We start from the raw sequence: 24,022 nt of genomic DNA on the forward strand, positions 1-24,022 counted from the left end.
TGATCTCCAAAATGTTTTTAAATAACTTTAGCAAATGAAAGTAGATCTAGGGGCAATGTATCTGACCACTAACATCGCAGGCTCACTATTTGAGCTGAGGTCAGATACATGCCCCGGGATCACTCCCACGTAAAGCGAATCAATATCTCTTTATCCTTTTAACAGTCAATCTCTATCATCATGCTCCTTTGCTACAAAGTTAAAGGAAGGTAACCCAATGAATAAAAATGCTCAACCTAGATCCACCGGATTCGGACAATCGTTCGGAACATTTGGAGAGCTACTACAAGGAGTTTTACCAGAAAACAACCTAGACTTCCTAGTCTCATTTCCAATCACCCGATCTTCCCAAGTTACCTTTGTACCCGACTCTAGTAAAGACTTCATCGAAGTAAGTCCCTCTTACAAAACCAAGACCCAAAAACTAGCCGAGCAAATGCTAGCTTGGTATAAACTTCCGGCAGGGGGGAGAATCACGATTGAGAGCACACTTCCAGTCGGGAAAGGCTTAGCCAGCTCCTCAGCTGACTTAGTTGCATGTGCTCGGGCCATTGATAACTGCTACGACCTAGGGATCAACGAAGAAGAGATAGGCCGTTTTTTAGCCGAAATTGAGCCATCTGATGGAGTGATGTACCCAGGAGTCACTTCGTTTTACCATAAAAAGGTCCAACTTCGAGAATTCATGGGCCCGTTACCGAACCTGACAGTCGTGAGTATTGATGAAGGCGGGATGGTTGATACACTCCGCTTTAACCAACAAGAAAAGCCGTTTACCTCAGAAGATAAGATGGAGTATCAACGATTGCTAGATGAGATCACGGTTGCCATTCAACAACGCGACTATGCCCGTGTGGGGCAAATTTCAACGCAAAGTGCCCGAAAGAATCAGAAGCTTCTCGCCAAACAATCTTTTTCGAAAATAGTGAAGATATGCGAGCAAGTAGCGGCCTTAGGTGTCATTGTCACACATAGTGGTACATGTATCGGATTGTTGCTTTCTCCTCTTTTTCCAGACTATCCAAATAAGCTTCAGAAAACCACTCATCTACTCAATGAAATATCAGGTGAAGTAAGCATTTACTACTCATGGGAAGAAGATTGTGTTTGGGAGAATTCACCTATTTTGCAGAGAGGATGAGCTGTGTGAAGTTGAAGAGCCTTATTGATTCCATCGGAAATACCCCGACTGTCCGTTTACGCTTGGATGATCAGGCAAGAGGGCAAGTTTACGCCAAGCTGGAGATGCAGAATCCATTTGGCATGAAAGACCGAGTGGCTAAGCGAATTTTACTAGAAGCAAAACGAACGGGGGAGTTGAAAGAAGGAGCACCTATTATAGAAAGTTCTTCAGGAACGATGGCGTGTGGGGTTGCGCTAGTTGGAACGTATTTAGGGCACGAAGTTCATATCGTTACCGATCCACGGATGGATCCCGTTACCTTTGCCAAACTTGAATCCTTAGGATGCACCGTTCACGTTGTGGAACAAATGGGAGTAAATGGTTGGCAGAGTGCAAGGCTGGAGCTTCTGCATCAGTTGCTAGATGACTTACCCGGAGCTTTCTTCCCACGGCAATACGAAAATCCAGATAATCCTGCCGCTTACCAATTGCTTGCAGAAGAACTGATCGAAGATCTAGGGCGTGTAGATGTATTGGTTGCTTCGGTGGGGAGTGGTGGTTCCATGTCAGGAACAGCCCGGGCCTTGCAACAGTACAACCCGAATTTAAAGGTGATAGCGGTGGATTGCACAGGAAGTGTGATTTTCGGTCAACCAGACGAACCTTGGAGATTGCAGGGCGGTCTCGGGAACTCCTTAGTTGCGCCCAACGTGGATCATTCCATTGTAGATGAGGTTCATTGGTTAAACGATGAAGAGGCATTTTCCGCCACACTCCGACTAGCAAAAGAGGAAAAAATATTTGCCGGCAACTCATCCGGTTCTGTTTATGCGGTAGCAAAATGGGTCAGCTCACAAGTATCTCCTGACATGAAGATTGTAGCCGTTTTCCCAGACCGCGGGGATCGCTACGTTCATACCATCTATAACCCAAACTATCGAATGGAAAAGGGGATTAATAGTCTACGACTTCCCAAAGCCCCTGAGCGAGTTATAGCAGATACAGTGGTTGAATCATGGTCATATCAAGCATTATTGCGGAGTAGCAGATGATCAATTAAAGGAGGAAGGTCAGAATGAGCAAGAAAATTGAATTGCGAAGCGATACATTTACCTTGCCTACGCCAGAAATGTTAGATGCGATGATTCACGCTGAACTGGGTGATGATGTATACGGTGAAGACCCAACCGTGAAGAAGTTAGAAGAACGGGCGGCAGAGATGTTTGGCAAAGAAGCGGCCATTCTCGTTCCAAGCGGCACGATGGCAAACTTAGCTTCTTTGATGGCCCATTGCCCGCGAGGTTCAAAAGTACTAGTGGGAGACGAGTCCGATATTTATATCTACGAAGCAGGCGGCGCGACAGTATGTGGAGGGATTATGTATGAGCCGATTCCAACACAGCCAGATGGTCGTCTAGCCATAGATGATCTGCAAAAGGGTTTTCCAAACGATCTAGCAGACCCACAGTTTGCCTTGCCTGCCCTCATTTGCTTGGAGAATCCACATAATCGTATGGGAGGTCGTGTGTTACCTCTTACCTATTTGGCAGAAGTGCAAGCCTTCGCTAAAGAAAGGGGAATCCCGGTCCATATGGATGGAGCTCGTGTATGTAATGCGGCTGTAGCTCTAACTGTTTCTGTTGCCGAAGTGGCTCAGTATGCAGATTCGCTCCAGTTTTGTTTATCCAAAGGATTGTCAGCGCCGATTGGCTCCATAGTGGTAGGGGATCGAGAATTTATTCAAAAAGTATATCGGATTCGTAAAATGCTAGGTGGCGGTATGCGTCAGGCAGGAGTGATCGCCGCAGCAGGATACGTTTCTCTAAATAGCATGATAAAACGGTTAGAAGACGATCATACCCACGCCAAGCAGTTAGCGACCGGTCTAGATTCTATAAAAGGAATCGAATGTGATGTGAAAACGGTGGATACCAACATTGTTTTCTTCCGTGTACAAGATAAACGCTTTACTTGGCAAACGTTCGTAGAAGCAGTACGTCAGCAGGGATTATATATCGATGAACTAGGGCATGGACGAATTCGTGCCGTAACCCATTCTGGTATTACTTCTCAAGATATCAATCAAGCGCTACTCATTATACAAAACGTCCTCAATTCGTAAAATACCGTGCTACTAAGGGAGAGATTCATATGTTTAAGGGGAATTTAGAAGGTAGATTAATCGAGGCAATTGAACCGATTCGCCAGCACGTGTTAGCCGTTTCGATCTATCATTTATTTGATACAGGGTTGTTCGACCTGATAAATGAACGCGGCGAAATATCCGCTTCCCAAGCGGCAGAGAAATTGAACATGGACGAGTCCAAATTAGAAGGATTCTGTAAATATTTGAAAGTCGAAGGAATCGTATGGGAGGAAGGGCAACTCTTTTCTCTTACTGAGAAGGGAAAGGAGCTTTCTGACTTCCGTGCGTGGTACATCATGCTAATTGGAGGCTACGCGAACACATTTTTCCAAGTCGGTGAAAAGCTGTACAAAGAATCCGGTTGGGCTACTCGCGATGCGATGAAAGTAGGCATTGGCTCTTGCGGCATTAGCCATTACGATTCGATTCCACTCACCCGCCGCCTGATGGAACAAATTCCGGGTCAATGTAATAAATTGTTAGATCTCGGTTGTGGAAATGGGATGTACTTAGTGGAATTCTGTGAGCAATTTCCACACATTGAAGCATGGGGCACAGAGCCTAGCGAAGGAGGATACAACGAAGCAGTACGTCTCATTCAAGAGAGAGGCCTAGAGAATCGGATTCGCCTCTCTAATTTGAATGCCATTGACTTCTTTCATCAAAAAATAGATTATGAGCCCGATTTTCTCGTGTTAGGTTTCGTTTTACATGAAATCCTAGGCCAAGAAGGCGAAGAAGGCGTTGCCCAATTCTTACAGATGGTAACAGACCGTTTTCCAGACATTCACCTCATCGTTATTGAAGTAGACAATCGAATTGATGATCCACAGATTATGCGTCACGGATTATCACGTGCCTACTATAATCCATATTACTTGCTTCATTACTTCACAGAACAAAAAATGGAGACAGAAGCCTTTTGGGATCAGCTCTTTGGACGTTGTGGGTTAACCATTGTCTCCAAAGATACAACAGATCAAAATGTGGACTCTACAGGTCTTGAAATCGGTTATTTATTAAAGAAAAGAGGCTGAAAGCATGCTCAGAATCACGAGTCAAAACAGTCCATACACCTTACTCCAACAACGCCTTCAATACATCGCCCTACATCCAGATCGTCCGTTTACGATCTTAATTGAAAATGTGCCCCAGTGGGATACGCCCCTTCAGCCCGTGACAAGCAAACAGTCCTATATCTGTGACTATGCACCGTGCAATGGCTATGATTTTTTGTTGAATGGACTGAAGGAACGGGATCAGAGTAAATATCAGTCCTACGTTCAAAATGAAAATATGTTGATTACAAATGGGGCAATGCATGCGTTATCTCTCATCTTCCGTTCTTTGTACAAGCCGGGAGGAATCGCCCTTGTCCAAGCCCCTGTATTAGGGAACATTGCCGATATCTTAAAAGCTTCTGGGTATCAAATAGTCTATTTTTCATCTGATCAAGCCGAAATGCTAGGACAATTGGAACCATTGTACACAGACGACGTGCGGTTTATATACATCAACACACCGCATAATCCCTTCGGCGGCATATTATCGGAGAGTGTAGTGAAGGAGTTAGTCAACTTTGCACAGGAACGCAACGTTGCCCTAATCGCCGATATGATCTACGATTCCTACACATTTGATGGGAACGTTACATACTCCCCTCTCGTTGTGAGTACAGATTGGCAACATCTTTATACCGTGAACTCGATGTCAAAGAACTACGGTGCCCCTGGTTTGCGGATTGGTTGGATTACTTCCGATATGGAAAATATTAAGAAATTGTCCGGGTTATGTGAGGCGGAATGTGTTGCGATTAGTGGACTATCTCAATTACAAGCTTATGACTTGATTCAAAAAGGAAACGATGAGCTGGTAGCGATTGTCCGGCACCGTAAGGAATATGTGGAGCAGCAACTGGCTAAGATTGAGAACATCCAATACCACATTCCAGCTGGAGGAACCCAATTCTTCGTAAAACTGCCAGTGGATGATATTGACCTGTTTGCGGACTTTGTGTTGTTAGAATACGGGCTTGCCTTGACTACAACGAGTAATTACGACGGGATCGAGTGCTCGTATATTCGGGTTCCGATTATTCATTCGGTTGAAATGATTGAGAAAGCGCTTGAGTTGTTGGTAAAGGGGATGGAGGAGTTTGGTAGGTTGTGTCATTCGGATTCGGTATTAGGTGCTAGAAACTAGGTACTAGATATGCCTAGTCTACTATGTTTACTGTTTACAAAAGAACAAAAGGTTTATGTAGTCTGTTAGGAACTAGACTAGATAGCCCGGGGCATGTATCTGCCCACAGCTCAAATAGTAAGCCTGCGAGGATGTGGAAAAGCAAGTCCGCTCCATCCTTCTCCGCTTCGGGCAAGTGGCAAAACTCGCAAAGAACGCTCAGACATTGCCACAAAACACCCTAGCTACGAAGGACTACGCTAAGTAGGCTTACTAACCTCGCAGTGGTCAGATACATTGCCCCTATTCTATTTATCCTTACTGCTCTATCAAAAGTTTGCTGTATATCAGATCTGTTAGTCTTCTAGTCTATGTATGTTCACTCGTTTACCAAAAAAACCTTTGATTAATAGGAGTAGGGGAGTTGTCAAATCGACACTCCCAGCTCCCGATTCCCCAATATCCCAATGAGACGTTACTATTTTGTTGTGAAAGGCTTTTTTTAAATAAAAGAATGGATAGCAAAAAAGTGGAGAGTTCGAACAGAAATGTTTCACAATATCCTACTATGTTACAGTAAGATATAAGGAATGACTTTAGTCTTGATTAGGGCTAAAGTCATATTATTTGTAATCTAAAAGTTACATTACGGATGTGTAGCTGTGGGTAATAGTAAGTAGATCATGATTGAATGGTCTAAATCATACAGTAGGACGAAACAGGGGGGAAATGATTTGGAGCTAATGATCGGTGTCTTATTGTTTATGTTTATCATGGTAACCATTATCGTAAATGTCGTCGTACGTAATAATAAAAAAAGAGGGAAGAACATCGGTTTACATGTGTTGCCTGATTTAGGACTACAAAAGAATGAGGAACCGTTCCAAGCTGAGATGAAGAAGCTAGTGGAGCATATCGAACAATCGATTCCTGAGCACTATGCCAGCCAGGTAAGAGAGCGAGTGATTCGTGAATATCAAATCTCACAACACGATTTTCAAAATCGTTGGTTTGAGTGGAAGCGCTACTTAGCGATGGTCTCCATTCTCCCGTATGTACCGATGTATAGTCGAGACGTTGATGTAATCTGGCATGAGATGTTAATGTTCACCAAAGACTATGAACAATTCTCCAAAAAACTATTAGGGACGACTCTCCATCACCAACCGCATGGTCCAGAAGAGCAGAAACTCGTTCCAAACGATCGTGCATGGTTTGATCTTATCTTTCATCTACTATTTGCACCAACTAAATATACGAACTACACATGGGGAAAGTTCTTGAAACACCCAGTCTCGGTTCAAGTCATTCATGATTTTCGAACCCTCTCAACAGAGAAGCTACAGGAAAGGTATTTTAATACAGACACTGCAACCCATTTCCCCGTGATAGAAAACATACAAAAGCTGTTAATCACACAAGTAAAGCAAAAATTAGAGAAGTTGGACCAATTTTACGTGACTCACGGATCCAATGTAAGAACGTTTAAAAAGTACCATAACATGAAATCACCTGATTACATCTTTATGGGTTTCCTGTTTTTATCTGCCTATCATTATGATGCGTTTCTTGCTCAATATGCTCTCCTTAATGCGCAATCAAGTTCCTATAGTAGTAACTATGTGTTCGGTACAGGTGATAGTGATTCAGGCAGTAGCGATTCAGGCGGTAGCGACTCAGGAAGTAGTGACTCAGGAAGTAGTGACTCAGGAAGTAGCGGAGGAAGCAGTTGTGGTGGCAGTAGCGGATGTGGCGGCGGTGGCTGTGGTGGTGGAAGTTAGATAAAGAATGGACATGACTATGATTTCAAATAGGGAGGAATTAGAATGTCTGATTCTCTAGATCAGTTATTGCACCGCGCGGAAGAAGTGGATAGTTCTCAAGCCTTTACCCTTCAAAATTCAAAAGCATTAAAAATCCGCCTAACCGATTCCGTATTTTGTCGGGCGGGGAGCATGGTTGCTTACCAAGGAAACATCAAATTTGAAAGCACCACGGGCGGCGGGCTTAGCAAATGGATTAAAAAGAAGATAACAGGCGAAGGTGTGCCTTTGATGAAGGCAGTTGGAAATGGCGATTTATTCTTAGCAAATCAAGCGGCTGATATTATGGTGATTGAACTGAAAGGAGAAACCCTCTTTGTAGAAAGTAGAAATCTCCTTGCCTTTGAAAAGACAATCGATTGGGATGTTACCTTATTAAAAGGCGGAGGATCCATGTCCGGTGGCCTCTTTACCTGTAAATTAAGCGGTCATGGCTGCATTGCGATCACTTCCTTTGGCCAGCCCATTGCTCTAGAGGCTCCCTGCGTCGTAGATCCCGACTCCGTTCTCGGTTGGACTTCTGGAACCTCTCCTACCATTCGTACCGATATCAACTTCAAAACATTAATCGGCAAATCTTCTGGTGAGACCTTTCAGCTAGCATTTAATGGCAAAGGCAAAGTGCTTGTTCAGCCCTATGAAAATGACCAACAAAACCTAAAAGGATGATGCATATGTTTGACCATTCTCTCCTCACCCAGCTCACTGATCAAGCCATTTGCGAAGGTGTACAACAGTTTGCAGTGGGTGCGGTGATACAGAAAGATGGCAAGGTACTCATCCTCCGGCGATTACCAGATGATTTCATGGGCGGGATCTATGAGTTGCCGAGTGGTAAGGTCGAAGCGAACGAATCACTAGACAAGGCACTGATCCGTGAAGTGAAGGAAGAAACAGGGCTTGATGTGGTTGCGATCCGTAGTTACATCGATTCTTTTGACTATACGGGTCGTAGTGGTAAGAAGAGCCGTCAATTCAACTTTGCTGTGGATGTAAATACTTCGGATCCGATTATTCTAGAGGAGCACGATTTGTACGAGTGGGTAGCACTAACAGGAGAGTTGCCCGTTACGGAAACAGTGAAGGAAGTGTTGAGGAAGTTTCAAGAAGGTAGCTAGTAACTAAGCCCAATATGGATCATCCAACAAAAGGGACAGAACCAATCTGCCCCTTTTCCTTATGTTAATTTGTAGGGAAGAAAAACTTCAATGCCCTCGGGAGTTCCCGTTGCCAGAAGCCCCACGTATGGTCGCCTTCTTCTTCGTGGTAGGCTACATGAGCACGCTTCTCTAATAGAATCTGATGGACCTCACGATTTCGAGCCACGAGATCCAAGGTTCCCATATGTGTTTCAATCGCCGTTTCGGATAGCCCGATCGACTGATAGATTTCGAGAAACTGTAGAGAGTACACGCGCGAGAGATCATGTACCGTTTGTTCGAGAAAAGCCCCCGATTGAGATAGCACCCGATTACAAATTTCTGGATACTCAAGGGCGATATGTAAAGAGGCTGTCCCGCCTAAAGAAGAGCCTCCTATTACCAATTTGTCAGTCGCGGTATCCACCGAATACCTTTCCTGCATAAGCGGTAACAACTCTTCGACGATCATTAGTTTATGTGCTTCATGAAGCTCCCTAGTGGGCGAATACTGCGCTGTTCGTTTCATTTTATCCACCGGCACAAATGCTATCACCACTGGTACCATCTCATTTTGTGATAGTAATTGATTTGCCTGTGTAGCAATCCTGCCTAAATTAAGATAATCAGGTCCATCATGGAGAATAAGGAGAGGATAGGATATGGAGTCATCATAATCCGGTGGCAGATAAACGTGAATATCCTTCGTCTCCTCTAAATGAGAACTTGTCAGCTTCTCTTTCTTAATCGTTCTAGTTAGATATTTGGTATCCATTTCTCATTGCCCTTTCTATACAAAAACAATGCTTTCATTACAATATACCCAAATAATCCTCCCATCGCGAATAAAAGATTTGGATTCCTCTTTGACCGAAAGTTATCAATACATATAAAATACATACTAGGGTGACCTTACGAAAGGGGATCTACTAAATGATGCAACCAGCATGGACTCCTAGTCAACAAACAATAGAACAAAGCAGACTGTATCAATTTATGAAAAAGCATGGCTTTTCCGATGTGGAAGAATTTCGAAAGCAATCCATTCAAGATGTAGCATGGTTTTGGGAGAAAGTCGTTCAAGATTTAGGGATTCATTGGACATCTCCATACCGTCAGGTCTTAGAGCAAGCAGACGGAATCGAGCATGCGAAGTTCTTTGTAGATGGCAAGATGAATCTAGCGTATAACGCATTGGATCGATTTTTAGAAGATCCTGTTTCCCGTGACAGAGTGGCGGTCGTGTATGAAAATGAATCAGGAAAACAGGACCAGTGGACTTACCAACAGTTGTGGGAAGAAGTAAATAAGTGTGCCAATGGATTACTCAAGCTGGGCCTACACGCAGGTGACCGTGTAGCAATCTATTTGCCCATGATTGTAGAAAATGTAGTAACTATGCTAGCGATTGCGAAAATCGGAGCTATCTTCACTCCTTGCTTCTCTGGCTTTGGAGCCGATGCATTATCTACCCGGATCAATGACTGTCAAGCTAGATTCCTTATTACAGCAGATGGCTTTACCCGTCGCGGTAAGGTAGTGTCGATGAAAGAGGAAGCCGATCGTGCTGTGGAACAATCACCGTCCATTGAAAAAGTCATCGTTGTATCTAATTTAGGTAATGATGCCTCTATGACCGATGATAGAGATCTTTTTTGGGCTTCTGTGATGACAGATATGAAACCGCTTCCATGTCATCTAACGGATGCCAATGATCCGTTTATGATTATCTATACGTCTGGTACTACAGGCCGTCCAAAGGGAACGGTTCATGTACACGCAGGATTTCCGATTAAGGCAGCATTTGACGAAGGGTATTGTATGGATGTGCGTAGTGAGGATGTGATTTGTTGGGTTACCGATATGGGTTGGATGATGGGACCGTGGAAAGTGTTTGGGACTCTGCTAAACGGTGCCACAATGGTATTGTTTGATGGAACACCTGACTATCCGAATCCAGGGAGACTGTGGGAGTTAGTAGAGAAGTACCAAATTACGCATCTTGGCATCTCACCTACTTTGATTCGCGTGTTGATGAAACAAGGAGAGAGCTGGGTGGAAGCGCGTGATATAAGCAGTCTGCGTGTTTTTGGATCTACGGGTGAGCCTTGGAATCCAGATCCATGGCATTGGCTATTTGAAAAAGTAGGAAAGAAACAAGTTCCGATTTTTAACTATTCAGGAGGAACGGAAATATCAGGCGGTATTCTTGGAAATGTAATCGTAAAACCACAAGTTCCATGTGGGTTTAATATGGCGATTCCGGGGATGGATATTGAGATATATGATGAAGAGGGTCAGCCAGTTCGTGGCGAAGTAGGAGAGTTGGTAATCAGGAAGCCGTGGGTGGGAATGACACAAGGCTTTTGGCAGGATGATTTACGATATCTAGAAGCTTATTGGAGTCGTTGGCCGAAGACATGGGTGCATGGCGATTGGGTTCAGATGGATGAATCAGGCATGTACTACATTACCGGTCGCTCGGATGACACGATCAAAATTGCCGGGAAGCGACTGGGACCTGCTGAGATGGAATCCGTTCTAGTGGCGCATCCGGGGGTGATTGAAGCCGTCACCATCGGGGTTCCAGATGCGGATAAAGGAGAGGTGGCCGTTTGCTTCGTAGTGGGTAAAGCCAATCCAGATCATTCGCCAGAAGAACTTGCTTTCGAAATACGCAACTTTGTTGGGGAGCGAATGGGGAAAGCATTAAGTCCAAAAAGAGTCTATTTGATTCAGGAACTTCCTAAGACTCGAAATGGAAAAATCCTGCGTCGTGTAGTGAAAGCGGCTTATATGGGGAAAGCGCTAGGAGATTTATCCTCTCTAGAAAACCCCGATTCGGTTGAAGAAATACACAAATTGTCGATGGTACTGGACTAAATAAGTGAGAATTTGAGAGAGCTATGTAGAAATTCTACTAGGCTCTTTCTATTTATAAGCTAATATAAGGTAAATAAGGGAAAAAAGAAGTTAGTTTTGGTAATATAAAAATGGGTAGAGTATAATTATATTTTCATATTATTAACAGCTAGTGGTTGATTTACATAGTTTAAACTTAAAATAAAATACTTATATTAATCTGATATTTAAATAAAGTAGTTCGTAATATAAAATTCATATTTTCGTCAACTAAAATCTGACTCAAATAAGACCTTGCTTACGTATTAATATATAGAGAGGTGTCGGTTATCGAATGTTCCGGGTGTTTAAAGAGAACGTTATCAACCAGCCCGATTTAGAAAAGAGAGTAAAACAGATCCAATCTACCGACTCTCCACAGCAACGAGATCAACTATTACGCGAATTAGAGCCTCATGTGGCACGGATGGCCTCACGAGTTTGTCAAAGAGTAATCACCAAGCATGATGATGAATATATGATTGCCTACTCTGCTATGGATGAGGCGATTGAACGATTTCAAACTATAGAAGAGGGTTCATTTCTAGCATTTGCTTTCGTAGTGATTAGAGGACGGCTCATTGATTATTATCGTCATGAAAAGAAACACAAGAATCAAATATCGCTAGAAGTACCGGGGTATGCCGATTCTGAGAGTGAAATGATTCATCCAGAATTAAATCATCACTCAGTTGAACAATATCAAGCGATGGGTCAAGCTGAGCAAGTACGCAACGATATTGCGTTTTTCACAAGTGCTTTAGAGGTACATGGCATCACGTTGGAAGAAGTAGTGAAAAAGTGTCCGAAACACCGAGACACTCGCGAGAGTATGTTTGAAATTGCCAAGACGATTGTGTCAAAGCCTACATACCTTCAGTCTTTTTATCAATCAACCAAGCTAGATAAAGAATTAATGAAAGAGTTAGGATATCATCGTCGAACGCTTACGAGACATCGTGTCTATTTAATTGCTTTGACGATCATCTTGTCGGAAGATGTTCCGTATATGAAAAGTTACCTTGTCAATAGAAATGAGGAGCAATGATGCGTCGGGGTATCATTTTAGAGATTAAAGAAAAACATTGGATCGTCATGAGTGCCGATGGTTCTTTTGAAAAAGTAAACAACATAGACCCACTGGCCAAAGTGGGAGAAGAAGTAGAACTGCCTCTTGTGATAGAGAGAAAACCGTCTCTACTAAAGAAAAAGTGGCTGGCTCCAATTGGTGGAGTAGCAACTGCGGCGGCTTGTGCAGCGATGTTCCTTTTCTCTTCTCTTTTTTCAGAAGAAACACATGCAGCCGAAACGTATTTCTATGTAGATATTAATGCTGGAATGAAGATTGGAATGAATGACGAAAACGATGTCGTTTCTATCACAGCCATGGATCAAAGCGATGAAAAAGCTCAAAACTTAGCTACTAAGTTGAATAAGACGCTGAAACAAGATAAACAGAGTATAAGTGGATTTACAAAACAAATGATTCGTGAGGCGGAGAACGAAGGATTAATTGATGCAAACGATACGATTATTCTCTCGTTATTTGATGATGATGAGCATCGGTCGGAGCAAAAAAAGATACAGAAGGAATTTATCGCCCAAACCGATTTCCATCACGTTACACTAGCTGCGATTACTCTCCCAGCAGAAGCGAAGCGTCAGGTAAAGTCTAAAAATTTGACGCCTAGTAAATATGCTGTATGGGCATTGGCCAAAAAAGAGGGACAGCCGATTCCGATTAAGGAGCTAAAAAGTAAGCCTATTTCAGAAGTCGTTCAAGAGAACAAGTCGATCGAGAATATACTAGCAGACAAGAAGCAAATTGAATTAAAGCTATTCAATCCACTAGGTCCTCAGACAGAAGGAAACGATCTACTTAAAAAACAGTCTGATGGTAAACGGAACAATGAACTAGCCCCAGCTCCAGTAAGCCAGCAAAAAGAGAATGAGGAAAGTTCAAAACAACGGAAACCGGAATCTAGTAATCCAGCAGATCCAGTATCTGCGCCATCCGCGTCGAAAACGGATGACAAGCCAGATGATGATCAGACAAGCAATGACGAACTTAGTAAAAAGAGTGAACAAAACAAAGGAAAATGATCGATTAAGGGAGCCATAGTAGGCTCCTTTTCCTTTTCCAAGTACTTAAAAGCATAACCGTGTTAATATAATTACCTGACACTAGCAAGCATATTTGATAAAATAATGATGTCTGAATACATCTATTTTTTGTGATAATGTTTATCAACATTATAATAATAAGAGGGGCGATCCAAGCTGGAGAACCGTTGGTTAATCACAGAAATAAATGATGGAGTCTGTAGAGTTCAGATCAATCGACCTGAAGCGTTAAACGCACTTAATACGGAATTGATTCGTGCGATTGCAGATACATTGGAGACATGTGATCGAAACGGAGAGATTCGTTGTATGATTCTGACGGGAATCGACCAGGCATTTGCTGCTGGAGCTGATATCCATGAGATGCAATCGCTTTCTCCGAGTGATTTCCTTCATTCCCATTTTTTTAAAGATTGGGAACGAATTCGTCGCATTAAGAAGCCCGTTATTGCTCAAGTAAGCGGATTTGTCTTGGGTGGTGGATGTGAGTTGGCGATGATTTGCGATTGCATTATAGCCTCAGAGACAGCCGTGTTTGGTCAACCAGAGATTCGTCTCGGTGTCATTCCCGGTGCAGGCGGCACACAACGTCTCACCCGAGCGCTTGGTAAATCGAAGGCAATGGAAATGATTTTAACCGGCCGAACGATCACAGCCCAGGAAGCAGAGGCGACGGGATTAATTAGTAGAGTGGTCCCAGCGGATCAGCTTGAAGAAGAGACTAGATCATTAGCTAAGGTCATAGCTGCTCATGCTCCACTCGCGGTTCAACTAGCTAAGCAATCCGTATTAAATGCGGCGGAAGTTGGTTTTGCTGAGGGTTTATTGCTTGAACAAAATAGCTTTTATCTCTTATTTTCAACGAATGACCAAGATGAAGGATTCGAAGCTTTTTTAGAGAAACGGAAGCCCCAATTTCATGGAAACTAACGCGCCAGGAGGAATATGACATGACTTTTTCAACATTGTTATATCAATTAGAGGACGGTGTTGCCACAATCACCCTAAACCGTCCAGAATTATTTAATGCTCTTAACACAGATTTATTAAAAGAGTTAACTGAAGCATTTCGTATGGCAAATCAAGATCCAGAAGTACGTGTAGTGGTCTTAACTGGTTCTGGAAAAGCATTCTGCTCGGGCCAAGATTTGAGAGAAGCAGGCCAATTGTTGACCGAACAGCCAAAGCTTGAGGTAGAAGTTCGCGAACGCTATAACCCTCTCATTCAGCAGATGTATGCGATGGATAAACCGACGATTGCCGCAGTAAATGGGGTTGCCGCTGGAGCTGGATGTAGTTTGGCTTTGGCATGTGATATGCGTATTGTCGCTTCCCAAACGAAATTTACACTTGCCTTTGTACGGATCGGATTAGTCCCAGATAGTGGAGCTTCCTTCTTCTTACCGCGTCTGGTAGGAGTGGGTCGTGCTCTAGAGCTTCTGACTACAGGTAGAGATGTTTCTGCAACAGAAGCAGTGGAAATCGGGATGGCGAATAAATTGGTTCCAGCTTCCGAATTGGAAAACGAAACCATGCAATTGGCGAAGCAACTTGCCAAAGGTCCTACTAGAGCCATTGCCATGACTAGAAAAATGGCGTATCAATCCATGGAGTCTTCATTGGATGAAATGTTAGAGCAAGAAGCAATCCATCAAGGTGAGTCTGGACGTACTAGAGATTTCCTTGAAGGAGTACGTTCATTTGCTGAGAAGCGTTTGCCGGATTTCAAAGGGAAATAACTCATCGAAACGCTTTTCAAGCAAGTCCTAAACCGCCCATCATCGTATGGGCAGAATCTATTTTTTCTGAGTATTAAAACAGAAGAGGTGAAGGACTGGTGGAAGAGAATCGAACTGAGTATGTGATGAAGGATATATTTGCTTGTATGGAGGAAGGCGGTCATGAGCAAGTAACCTTCTTTTGCCATGGTAAATCGGGGTTGCGTGCGATTGTAGCGATTCATGATTCTACTTTAGGACCAGCACTAGGTGGTTGCCGAATGATTCCCTACTCTACTACCCAAGAGGCTCTTGATGATGTACTGCAACTATCACAGGGGATGACTCGTAAATGTGCCCTTGCAGATGTGGATTTCGGTGGTGGGAAAATGGTGATCTTACCTGATACTTCTCCTACTGAAAAGTCCCCTGAGTTATTTCGAGCAGTGGGTCGATTTGTAAGTAGTTTACAAGGGCGATTTTATACGGGAACCGATATGGGTACTTCCCCGGAAGACTTTATTCATGCGGCAAAAGAATCAAAGTATATTGTAGGCCTACCCGAATATTACGGTGGGAGTGGAGATACTTCCATTTCCACAGCGATGGGTGTGCTACAAGGCATGCGCGCCACGGCTCAATATTTGTATGGATCTGAATCATTAGAGGGAAAAGTGGTCGCTATTCAAGGAATCGGAAAAGTAGGTGCGAGACTTGCTGGCCTTTTGTTGGCTGAAGGTGCCGAACTAATTATTGCCGATGTACATCTTCCATCTTGTTTAATCATTCAACGGATGTCTCCAGAATCGGTTGAGATTACAACGACCCATAAAATTTTGGAGACACCTTGTGACTTCTTGGTTCCTTGTGCCAGAGGAGGGATTGTGAATACCTCTAACATACATCGATTTCAGTGCAGAGCGATTATCGGTTCGGCCAACAATCAGTTAGAAAGTGATGAATGTGCGGATTTATTAGCCCAAAGAGAAATTTTATATGCCCCAGACTATTTGGTAAATGCGGGTGGTTTGATCCAAGTAGCGATGGAGATCTTGCAGAAAACAAAAGAATGCGCAGAAGAAAAAGCTCGCTTTATATACGAGATGCTTCTTCTGGTATACAAACGAGCTGAACAACATCAGATCTCAACCTGTCAGGCTGCCAACGAAATAGTAGAGGAACGGTTAGAAAAAATAGCCGATATTCGCAGGATTTATCTTGGTTAGTCATAGACATAAACCGGGAGGAGATAACCTTGATTCAGTGGGTGACACCAAAAGGTAAATTGACCAAACAGGGTTTAAAGCATTGGTCAAAGTTCTCAAACGAGGAGAAAAGAGAGTGGCTTCGTTGGATGATACTGGCTCGTCAATTTGATCGTCGTGCGATTTTGTTACAACGGCAGGGACGGATCGGGACGTATGCCCCTTTGGAAGGACAAGAAGCGGCTCAGATAGGGAGTTCGATGGCGCTTCATTCAGAAGATTGGGTCTTTCCGAGCTACAGAGAGCATGGGGTTGCGCTTAAAGTAGGGATGCCGATTTCACAGGTATTTCTCTATTGGATGGGCAGAGTAGAAGGTTGTAAGCCACCGGAAGGAGTACGATTGATGCCTCCAACGGTGCCCATTGCCACCCAGATTCCTCAAGCAGTAGGCGCGGCTTGGGCGAGTAAATTACGAAAAGAAACGTTTGTCTCTGTTGCCTATTTTGGGGATGGAGCTACATCTGAAGGAGACTTTCATGAGGGCTTAAACTTTGCTGGTGTGTTTAAATTACCCGTTATCTTTTTTTGCCAAAATAACGGATATGCGATCAGTGTTCCTTTTAACCGTCAATCTGCTAGCGAAACGATTGCGGAGCGTGCGAAAGCGTATCAAATTCCAGGCGTTCTCGTAGATGGAAACGATGTATTAGCCGTACGCGGTGTAATGGAAGAAGCGATTACAAGGGCCCGTAATGGAGATGGTCCCACGCTCATCGAAGCCGTTACGTATCGAAAAGGCTCTCATACGACGGCAGATGATGCTACCCGATATCGCCCTTCGGATGAAGTAAAGGAATGGATTGAAGCGAGGGATCCCGTGGAAAGATGGCAAACTTGCCTCTTGCATGAAGGATTAATTAGCTTAGAAGAAATCGAAAATTGGACTCATCAATGTGACGAGCAGGTTGACGAAGGAATAAAAGAAGCCGAATCTTCCACTCCTGCACGAGCCACCCATTTATTTGAACACGTCTATCACCAAGTATCTCGAAAAATAATGCGGCAAAAAACTGAATGTGAAACGAGGGAGATACCATGGCTCAACTAACGATGGTACAAGCGATTTGCGATGCTTTGCAAGTTGCTCTTGAGGAGATGCCAGAGGTACTTCTCTTAGGAGAGGATATTGGGAAAAACGGCGGTGTATTTCGTGCTACGGATGGTTTGTGGGAACATTTTGGTGATGAGAGAGTCATCGATACCCCTCTAGCAGAAGCGGGAATCATCGGTAGTTCCATCGGTTTAGCGGTCAATGGCTTTAAACCCGTTGCAGAAGTCCAGTTTCTTACTTTTATCTATCCGGCTTTTGAACAAATCATTTCGCATATTGCGAGGCTTCATACTCGAACGCAAGGAGCATTTCCCAACTCGATCGTCATTCGCGCTCCTTATGGTGGCGGGATTCGTGCACCTGAATTACATTCCGATTCCACAGAGACCTTCTTTATCCATACCCCTGGCTTAAAAGTAGTTGTACCTTCTACCCCTAGTGATGCAAAGGGACTTTTGTTAGCAGCGATTAAACAACCGGATCCCGTTATTTTTCTGGAGCCAATGAAGTTATACCGTGCTTTCAAAGAAGAGGTTCCGGCTGGTTGGTATGAGATACCCCTAGGCTCAGCTCGATTGGTGCAAACCGGAACGGATGTAACGATCTTAGCATGGGGAGCCATGGTTCCAGTTGCGATGCAGGGAGCAAGTGAGTGTGAAAAAAGTGGCATCTCCTGTGAGGTGATCGATCTTCGCACATTAGATCCCATAGATGAAGAGACGATTATTCAATCGGTTACCAAAACAGGACGCGTTGTTATTGTTCAAGAAGCGCCCCGTACGCTCGGGCTTGGTTCTGAATTGATGGCGATGATTCAAGAGCAGGCTTTTTACTCCTTGGAAGCACCGATGGTCCGAGTAACCAGCTATGATGTGCCCGTGCCAATGTACGCCCTAGAAGACGAATTTCGGCCAACGGCTGAGAAAGTTGCCCAAGCAGTGTATAAAGTGGTTCAAGAGGGAGGGATGTAAAATTGATTCCATTCCGATTGCCCGATATCGGAGAGGGTGTGACGGAGGCTGAGATTGTAAAGTGGCTTGTCCAAGAAGGGGAAATCGTATTGCAGGATCAAGCCGTAGTAGAAGTGCAAACCGATAAGGCGGTTGTCGAACTACCTTCTCCCCAAGCAGGACGTATTTGCCAGCTATATGGTCAGGTAAATGAGACGGTAAAAGTAGGAGAAGCTTTATTCTATATTGATTCCGTAACACATCCGGATCAAGCCGATGACACTCATCCCTTATCCGAAACCAGTATCCAGCAACCAGTCACTGTCTTGAGTCAAAAATCTACACCATCCCAATCCCCAAAAGCATTGGCCTCACCTGCACTCAGAAAACGAGCCAGACAACTAGGCATTGATTTAAATCTCCTAAAAGGTTCGGGTCCAAGAGGCAGGATCTTACAAAGTGATCTAGAACGACAGCTAAATATCGCATCTTCCCCCATCCACGTTACTCAAGCAGAAGAATTCCACGATCTTCCTATCTCAAGCTCCAGTTACCCTAATTCCTCTAACCAACCAATCAACCGATCAGAAACAGAAACGGAATCCATTCAATTACCGCTGACACCCATTCGAAAAGTCATTTCCAGACGACTACTTTTATCCACCACCACCAAACCCCATGCTACCCACTTTGACCAGCTGGATGTCTCAGGACTGGTTAGATGGAGAGCCCAATCAACCCAATCAAATGGTTCTAAGATTTCGTACACAGCTGTTTTGCTAAAAATGATTTCCTGTGTATTGAAACAATACCCGATGTGGAATTCCCATTTTGATGAAGAAAAGCACATGATTCATCAACACTCATCAATTCATATCGGAATTGCTACCGATACGCCACAAGGATTATTGGTTCCTGTTTTGAAGGAAATCGGACAGAAAAATATGAATGACATCTCTAACGAATTACAAGACCTTACCACTTTAGCACGATCAGGAAAGCTAGGGCCTCATCAAATGACTGGGAGTACGTTTACCATCAGCAATGCAGGCGTGCTAGGGGGAGAGTGGGCGACACCTATCATCCAATCACCCGAAATCGGGATTTTAGCAATTCATCCGATCCGGCGAATGCCCATTGTAAATGAATCAGGTGAATTGGCTGTGGGTTGGAGAATGAACGTATCGCTTAGTTTTGATCATCGGATTGTAGATGGAGCGGATGCGATTCGTTTTACAGAGGCATTACAGATCTTCACCCAAGAGCCCAGCAAAATGCTTTCTATGTTATCTTAACTAATTGAGTAGAAGGGAGAGAGTAGACCCTTCTATTTTTATTTGTACCATTTTCCGCATTTTAACCTCAATGTATAGATGTATGCGGTTGAAATATAATTGATTTTCAAAAAATATTATGCAATAATAAACAAAAAATAATTTTTTAAAATATGGTATAAAAATATACTGAACCCATGGCAAATAATTTTCTACAAAATAAAGGGATTGAGAGAAAATTTATGAGAACCCAGCTTTCATTAGAGGCTAAAAAAATATTATTTTCTGTTTTTCTGACTAATATTGGTAATGGTACACATACCATTGCAATGAGTTTGCTAATGTATAGAAATACGGGTTCCGTCGTAGCTTTTGGTTTTGTTATTATATTTGAACATTTAGTCTCTTTCTTGCTGCAATTCATAGCAGGTTCGATGGTGGATCGTGGAAACCCAAAGTGGATCTGTGTGATCTGTGATGTAGGGAGAGGGATCGCCATCATGGTCATTGCGGCCGCGATGAGTTTGACGAATCATTGGTTTTACTATGTGCTGGCTCTTACGTTGGTGATTAATATATGTAAACCATTTTATCAATCTGCCACATTTAGTATCATACCCAATCTATGCAAAGGAGAGATGTTGCAAAAATTTAACGCCATGGTAGGCACTAGCTCTCAGCTGGGAACGATTATTGGGACCGTTTCAGCCGCACCACTTATTGCTTTTATGGATACGAGTTTTGTTATTTTGATCAACGGTGTTACTTACATCTTAGCTGGACTAGCCATTGCATGGGCGGTCATTCCTAAAATTGAGACCAAAGAGTCGGTCGTGACGGATATTTGGATCGGAAATCTGTGGAGTGATTGGAAAGAAGTCTTTTACCTACTCAAACGTGAGACATCGCTTTGGCTTCATTCGCTCATATCTGCTACTGACTTTCTCGTTATTATGTTTTTTAATTTGACACTTGTACCAATGGTGACTAAGAAATTTCAAGAGAACTATTTTTGGTTGTCTGCCTTTGAATTTAGCTTTGCAGCTGGAGCGGTTGTTACTTCCCTTTTTACGACTCGGATTATTCGACGAGTGGGGGCGACACAGCTATCCTTTATTGGGATTACGATGCAAGGCTTATTACTCTTTTTATACGCTTTCGTCGATCATTGGCTGGCGATTATGTTGATTAGTTTCTGGCTAGCCTCTTGGAATGTGCTTTCGATTGTCGTGATGCTTAGCACATTGCAACAACGCTGTGTAGGGCCCATTCGGGGGAGAATATCGTCACTCCGCCAGCTATCTGTATTATTTTTAACCAGCATCTTGGTGCCTATGGTCAGTTATGGTACCGATCAATCCCTTTCGACGGGATATTTCATAGCAGGTACCTTGTGCTTACTAATTGGAATGGGTGTCTGGATTTTAAGACATCCCAAACTGTTTGGCGAGAACCTATTCCATAAAAAAATAAAATCAGATCCGTGACAAGAGAGCCAACCACATTCGATTGAGATGAAGTTGGCTTTTTTGCTGACATTTGTATATCACAACCACCTATATCGCATAATATCAGCAAATTGGAACGATTAGATGAGGTTGGTTGTTATGGATACAGTTACATTAGCTCGTGCATTTTTTGGAACTTCTCTTGCCTTTCATATTATCTTTGCAACACTCGGCATCGGCTTATCGTTTATGGTTTTCCTAGCTGAAGTGCTTCATCTATGGAAAAAAGATAACGATTACTTTATCATGGCAAAGCGATGGACAAAGGCGATTGCCATTTTACTGGGTGTTGCTATCCCTAGCGGTACCATTGTAGGGGTGCAACTTTCCCTACTTTGGCCAGGATTTATGAAGATAGTAGGTCAAGTCATTGCAGTTCCATTTAAAATTGAGATCTTTGCTTTCTTTTTGGAGGCACTCGCTTTATCCATTTACGTGTATGCTGCGGATCGTTTACGCCCCGTGACAAGAATCTTCTCTGTATTTTTAGTCGCGGTAGGTGCTACTGCTTCTGCGGTTTTAATTACATCAGCGAATACATGGATGAATACACCTGCTGGATTTCAGATGAAGCCAGATGGAACGATTACTAACGTAGATCCATGGAAGGCTTTTTTCAATCCTACCTTTTGGAGCACTTCATACCATGTTGTGGTTACTGCCTTGATGACAGGAGGGTTTGCGATTGTTTCCATTGCGGCTTATAAGTGGTTGAAGCAACGGAACGATACCAAAGAATCTACGATTCATCGAAAGGCGCTGGTGCTTTCACTCGTAGTAGCCTTGCTCTTTTCATTTCTAACTGCTTTAAGTGGACACACATCTGCTCAAAAGCTTCATGTCCATAACCCAGCCAAACTCGCCGCGGCTGAAGGATTATTTGAGACGCAGAAATATGCCCCCCTTGCAGTTGGTGGATATGTAGATCCCGCGACCCATAAAGTAAAGTTTGGAGTGGAGGTTCCGTTTTTATTAAGTTGGCTGGCGGCGGGGCGCTTTGACACCGAAGTGAAAGGGTTATATGACTTTCCGCAAGATACATGGCCACCGTTTTATACCCATTTATTATTCAATGTCATGGTAGGGCTAGGAACATTATTGCTTATGATTGCGGCAATTGGATTGTATATGTACTGGAGGAGAATGATACGCAGAGGAGACTCGTATCCTAGGTGGTTGTTATGGATACTCGCTCTTACCGGACCTTTGTCTATGCTTTCGATTGAGTTTGGATGGATTTTTAGTTGTAGTGGAAGGCAGCCTTGGACGATTTATGGGATTCAACGAACCAGTGAAGCAGCAACTACAGCACCACATCTAGGATTCTTATTCTTTATGTTCGGGGCTGTATACTTGTTCCTAGCCGTTCTCGTCGTGATTGTAATGAAGTCCTATTTTCGAAGAAATCCAATTCAAAAGGATATCGAGCGATATCTATCATAGATGAGAGCGAAGGAGGAGTAAGTATATGATTGAGCCGAAAATTGCCATTTTAGTCATTTGGATCTTAGTTTTTATCTATAGCATTGCAGGTTCGATTGACTTTGGAGCTAGCTTTTGGGCGATGATTTATACCAAACAAGACACGCAGGCGAGTGAAATTGCGAATCGATTTCTTTCTCCTACCTGGGAGATCAATAATACAATCTTGGTATTGCTGGTTGTTGCCGTTGTGGGGTTCTTCCCAGAAGCAGCTTTTACGTTTGGAACCGTCTTGCTTGTCCCAGTAAGTTTAATCCTATTACTGATTTTGCTTCGTAGCTCCTTTATGGTATTTGCCTATTCCGTACAGGGCTATAACCGAACCTTGCGTACCGTATCTGGTTTAACAGGGGTATTAGTGCCAGCTTTGTTAATTAGCGCGCTCCCTGTGACTGAAGGCGGTTTAGTTCAAGTGGGTCCTCGGGGACCTGAACTAGATTTCGGCATCTTTTTCACAAGCCCATCTGTCTATATGTACATGTTATTTGGACTTACTTCTGAGTTATTCTTGTCCTCTTTGTTTTTGGCAGACTACTCAAAAGAAAGCAGAGATCAGGGGGCTTATAAAGTTTATAGGCGGAATGCAATTTTATTTGGTCCCATCACGTTAGTAGTGGCAGTTGTTACACTCTTATCTTTTAGACCAGAAGCAAGCTGGTTACTTAGCAATATCAATCGTTATCAGAATTGGTTTGTTCTCTCTATTATCATGTTCGTTATCGGCTATTCGGCATTATGGTGGAGCGATCGAGGGAAAAAGCTGGAGGGCAAGCCGAGGATTGCGGTTATCTTTGTGATTCTTCAATATGGGATTGCGACTTTTGCATATGGGACCTCACATCTTCCGTATATTGTGTATCCGTACCTTACAGTGGGGGAGGCTTTCACCAATATTAATACGTTCTATTCCCTGTTAAATGTACTAGGTTTGGGACTCGCAATCTTGCTTCCGGGATTCATTGTTTTCTGGGCTTTGTTCTTAAAGGACAAGAGATATTTGCAACGGAAATAAGGGATTTGCTTGCTTTTTATATTCTGAGTTCATTTTTTAAAAAATAGTTGTTGACGATTTGTTTTGGGCATGATACATTATTACATGTCGCCGCGAGATGCGGTGCACAAAACAACGAAATGATGCACCTTGAAAATTAGATACAGAAATGAAGAAAGATAGAAGACATCATTAAACACATGAGTCTTCCGTCATGTTGCATTCACCGAAAATGTGATTACCGAGAAACAAACAAACCTTTGTAGGTTAAGCTACTAAGGGCACACGGAGGATGCCTTGGCGCCAAGAGCCGATGAAGGACGGGACGAACACCGATATGCTTCG

21 protein-coding genes and 1 rRNA gene are annotated in these 24,022 nt (G+C 43.3%); 21 read left to right on the top strand and 1 reads right to left on the bottom strand.

Going from position 1 to position 24,022, the window contains the following annotated elements; genetic code table 11:
* The first annotated feature begins 217 nt into the window (after positions 1-217).
* The 8 genes from J2Z48_RS14200 to J2Z48_RS14235 all read left to right on the top strand — a co-directional run bounded on the left by J2Z48_RS14200 (position 218) and on the right by J2Z48_RS14235 (position 8,391).
* Entirely contained in the window at positions 218-1,141 is a 924-nt protein-coding gene (locus J2Z48_RS14200; RefSeq protein ID WP_307254596.1) for a GHMP family kinase ATP-binding protein, read from the top strand.
* Positions 1,142-1,146: 5 nt separating this feature from the next.
* Entirely contained in the window at positions 1,147-2,175 is a 1,029-nt protein-coding gene (locus J2Z48_RS14205) for a PLP-dependent cysteine synthase family protein (RefSeq protein WP_307254597.1), read from the top strand.
* 23 nt (positions 2,176-2,198) lie between these two features.
* On the top strand, positions 2,199-3,245 hold the full coding sequence (gene ltaE, locus J2Z48_RS14210; RefSeq protein ID WP_307254599.1) for a low-specificity L-threonine aldolase: 1,047 nt from the start codon (positions 2,199-2,201) through the stop codon (positions 3,243-3,245).
* A 29-nt stretch (positions 3,246-3,274) separates the two neighbouring features.
* Positions 3,275-4,306, top strand: a complete 1,032-nt coding sequence (locus tag J2Z48_RS14215) for a 2-ketoarginine methyltransferase (protein WP_307254601.1) — start codon at positions 3,275-3,277, stop codon at positions 4,304-4,306.
* A 4-nt stretch (positions 4,307-4,310) separates the two neighbouring features.
* On the top strand, positions 4,311-5,471 hold the full coding sequence (locus tag J2Z48_RS14220) for a beta-methylarginine biosynthesis bifunctional aminotransferase (RefSeq protein WP_307254602.1): 1,161 nt from the start codon (positions 4,311-4,313) through the stop codon (positions 5,469-5,471).
* Positions 5,472-6,193: 722 nt separating this feature from the next.
* Positions 6,194-7,231 carry a UCP032817 domain-containing protein gene (locus tag J2Z48_RS14225; protein ID WP_503128555.1) on the top strand — a complete coding sequence of 346 codons (1,038 nt, stop codon included), beginning with the start codon at positions 6,194-6,196 and terminating at the stop codon, positions 7,229-7,231.
* Positions 7,232-7,276: 45 nt separating this feature from the next.
* Positions 7,277-7,942, top strand: a complete 666-nt coding sequence (locus J2Z48_RS14230; protein ID WP_307254606.1) for an AIM24 family protein — start codon at positions 7,277-7,279, stop codon at positions 7,940-7,942.
* A 5-nt stretch (positions 7,943-7,947) separates the two neighbouring features.
* Positions 7,948-8,391: an NUDIX domain-containing protein gene (locus tag J2Z48_RS14235; RefSeq protein WP_307254607.1), complete on the top strand. Its 444-nt coding sequence runs from the start codon at positions 7,948-7,950 to the stop codon at positions 8,389-8,391.
* A gap of 64 nt (positions 8,392-8,455) precedes the next feature.
* On the opposite strand, the gene J2Z48_RS14240 is transcribed toward J2Z48_RS14235, so the two are convergent.
* On the bottom strand, positions 8,456-9,187 hold the full coding sequence (locus J2Z48_RS14240; protein WP_307254608.1) for an alpha/beta hydrolase: 732 nt from the start codon (positions 9,185-9,187) through the stop codon (positions 8,456-8,458).
* Positions 9,188-9,345: 158 nt separating this feature from the next.
* On the opposite strand from J2Z48_RS14240, the gene J2Z48_RS14245 reads away from it, so the two are divergent.
* The 13 genes from J2Z48_RS14245 to J2Z48_RS14305 all read left to right on the top strand — a co-directional run.
* On the top strand, positions 9,346-11,295 hold the full coding sequence (locus tag J2Z48_RS14245) for an AMP-binding protein (RefSeq protein WP_307254610.1): 1,950 nt from the start codon (positions 9,346-9,348) through the stop codon (positions 11,293-11,295).
* Between the two features lie 313 nt (positions 11,296-11,608).
* Positions 11,609-12,361, top strand: a complete 753-nt coding sequence (locus J2Z48_RS14250) for a sigma factor (protein ID WP_307254612.1) — start codon at positions 11,609-11,611, stop codon at positions 12,359-12,361.
* A complete protein-coding gene (locus J2Z48_RS14255; RefSeq protein WP_307254613.1) occupies positions 12,358-13,416 on the top strand; it encodes an anti-sigma factor domain-containing protein in 1,059 nt (352 codons plus the stop codon). Before J2Z48_RS14250 ends, J2Z48_RS14255 begins: the two co-directional genes overlap by 4 nt.
* Before the next feature lie 204 nt (positions 13,417-13,620).
* On the top strand, positions 13,621-14,367 hold the full coding sequence (locus J2Z48_RS14260; protein WP_307254626.1) for an enoyl-CoA hydratase-related protein: 747 nt from the start codon (positions 13,621-13,623) through the stop codon (positions 14,365-14,367).
* A gap of 20 nt (positions 14,368-14,387) precedes the next feature.
* Positions 14,388-15,176, top strand: coding sequence for an enoyl-CoA hydratase/isomerase family protein (locus J2Z48_RS14265; protein ID WP_307254615.1), 789 nt, complete (start codon positions 14,388-14,390; stop codon positions 15,174-15,176).
* 98 nt (positions 15,177-15,274) lie between these two features.
* Positions 15,275-16,381, top strand: a complete 1,107-nt coding sequence (locus J2Z48_RS14270; protein WP_307254617.1) for a Glu/Leu/Phe/Val family dehydrogenase — start codon at positions 15,275-15,277, stop codon at positions 16,379-16,381.
* 29 nt (positions 16,382-16,410) lie between these two features.
* Complete coding sequence (gene pdhA, locus J2Z48_RS14275; protein WP_307254619.1) at positions 16,411-17,469, top strand: pyruvate dehydrogenase (acetyl-transferring) E1 component subunit alpha; 1,059 nt, start codon at positions 16,411-16,413, stop codon at positions 17,467-17,469.
* Complete coding sequence (locus J2Z48_RS14280; protein WP_307254620.1) at positions 17,457-18,443, top strand: alpha-ketoacid dehydrogenase subunit beta; 987 nt, start codon at positions 17,457-17,459, stop codon at positions 18,441-18,443. The genes pdhA and J2Z48_RS14280 overlap by 13 nt, the downstream gene beginning before the upstream one ends.
* Positions 18,444-18,445: 2 nt before the next feature.
* Entirely contained in the window at positions 18,446-19,717 is a 1,272-nt protein-coding gene (locus tag J2Z48_RS14285) for a dihydrolipoamide acetyltransferase family protein (protein ID WP_307254621.1), read from the top strand.
* A gap of 221 nt (positions 19,718-19,938) precedes the next feature.
* On the top strand, positions 19,939-21,183 hold the full coding sequence (locus J2Z48_RS14290; RefSeq protein ID WP_307254622.1) for an MFS transporter: 1,245 nt from the start codon (positions 19,939-19,941) through the stop codon (positions 21,181-21,183).
* A 120-nt stretch (positions 21,184-21,303) separates the two neighbouring features.
* Positions 21,304-22,647: a cytochrome ubiquinol oxidase subunit I gene (locus J2Z48_RS14295; RefSeq protein ID WP_307254623.1), complete on the top strand. Its 1,344-nt coding sequence runs from the start codon at positions 21,304-21,306 to the stop codon at positions 22,645-22,647.
* 25 nt (positions 22,648-22,672) lie between these two features.
* A complete protein-coding gene (locus J2Z48_RS14300; protein WP_307254624.1) occupies positions 22,673-23,698 on the top strand; it encodes a cytochrome d ubiquinol oxidase subunit II in 1,026 nt (341 codons plus the stop codon).
* A gap of 244 nt (positions 23,699-23,942) precedes the next feature.
* Positions 23,943-24,022, top strand: a 23S ribosomal RNA gene (locus J2Z48_RS14305); the annotation flags it as partial.

Origin of the sequence: Croceifilum oryzae (assembly GCF_030814315.1) — a bacterium.
GTDB classification, from domain to species: domain Bacteria; phylum Bacillota; class Bacilli; order Thermoactinomycetales; family Thermoactinomycetaceae; genus Baia; species Baia oryzae.

What these genes read in the sequence shown, in the direction of transcription:
- J2Z48_RS14265 (WP_307254615.1), top strand. Translation starts at nt 14,388, where the DNA reads ATGACTTTTTCAACATTGTTATATCAATTAGAGGACGGTGTTGCCACA.
- J2Z48_RS14255 (WP_307254613.1), top strand. Translation starts at nt 12,358, where the DNA reads ATGATGCGTCGGGGTATCATTTTAGAGATTAAAGAAAAACATTGGATC.
- J2Z48_RS14280 (WP_307254620.1), top strand. Translation starts at nt 17,457, where the DNA reads ATGGCTCAACTAACGATGGTACAAGCGATTTGCGATGCTTTGCAAGTT.
- J2Z48_RS14220 (WP_307254602.1), top strand. Translation starts at nt 4,311, where the DNA reads ATGCTCAGAATCACGAGTCAAAACAGTCCATACACCTTACTCCAACAA.
- J2Z48_RS14300 (WP_307254624.1), top strand. Translation starts at nt 22,673, where the DNA reads ATGATTGAGCCGAAAATTGCCATTTTAGTCATTTGGATCTTAGTTTTT.
- J2Z48_RS14200 (WP_307254596.1), top strand. Translation starts at nt 218, where the DNA reads ATGAATAAAAATGCTCAACCTAGATCCACCGGATTCGGACAATCGTTC.
- J2Z48_RS14250 (WP_307254612.1), top strand. Translation starts at nt 11,609, where the DNA reads ATGTTCCGGGTGTTTAAAGAGAACGTTATCAACCAGCCCGATTTAGAA.
- J2Z48_RS14235 (WP_307254607.1), top strand. Translation starts at nt 7,948, where the DNA reads ATGTTTGACCATTCTCTCCTCACCCAGCTCACTGATCAAGCCATTTGC.
- J2Z48_RS14215 (WP_307254601.1), top strand. Translation starts at nt 3,275, where the DNA reads ATGTTTAAGGGGAATTTAGAAGGTAGATTAATCGAGGCAATTGAACCG.
- ltaE (WP_307254599.1), top strand. Translation starts at nt 2,199, where the DNA reads ATGAGCAAGAAAATTGAATTGCGAAGCGATACATTTACCTTGCCTACG.
- J2Z48_RS14295 (WP_307254623.1), top strand. Translation starts at nt 21,304, where the DNA reads ATGGATACAGTTACATTAGCTCGTGCATTTTTTGGAACTTCTCTTGCC.
- J2Z48_RS14290 (WP_307254622.1), top strand. Translation starts at nt 19,939, where the DNA reads ATGAGAACCCAGCTTTCATTAGAGGCTAAAAAAATATTATTTTCTGTT.
- J2Z48_RS14230 (WP_307254606.1), top strand. Translation starts at nt 7,277, where the DNA reads ATGTCTGATTCTCTAGATCAGTTATTGCACCGCGCGGAAGAAGTGGAT.
- J2Z48_RS14245 (WP_307254610.1), top strand. Translation starts at nt 9,346, where the DNA reads ATGATGCAACCAGCATGGACTCCTAGTCAACAAACAATAGAACAAAGC.
- J2Z48_RS14240 (WP_307254608.1), bottom strand. Translation starts at nt 9,187, where the DNA reads ATGGATACCAAATATCTAACTAGAACGATTAAGAAAGAGAAGCTGACA.
- J2Z48_RS14225 (WP_503128555.1), top strand. Translation starts at nt 6,194, where the DNA reads ATGATCGGTGTCTTATTGTTTATGTTTATCATGGTAACCATTATCGTA.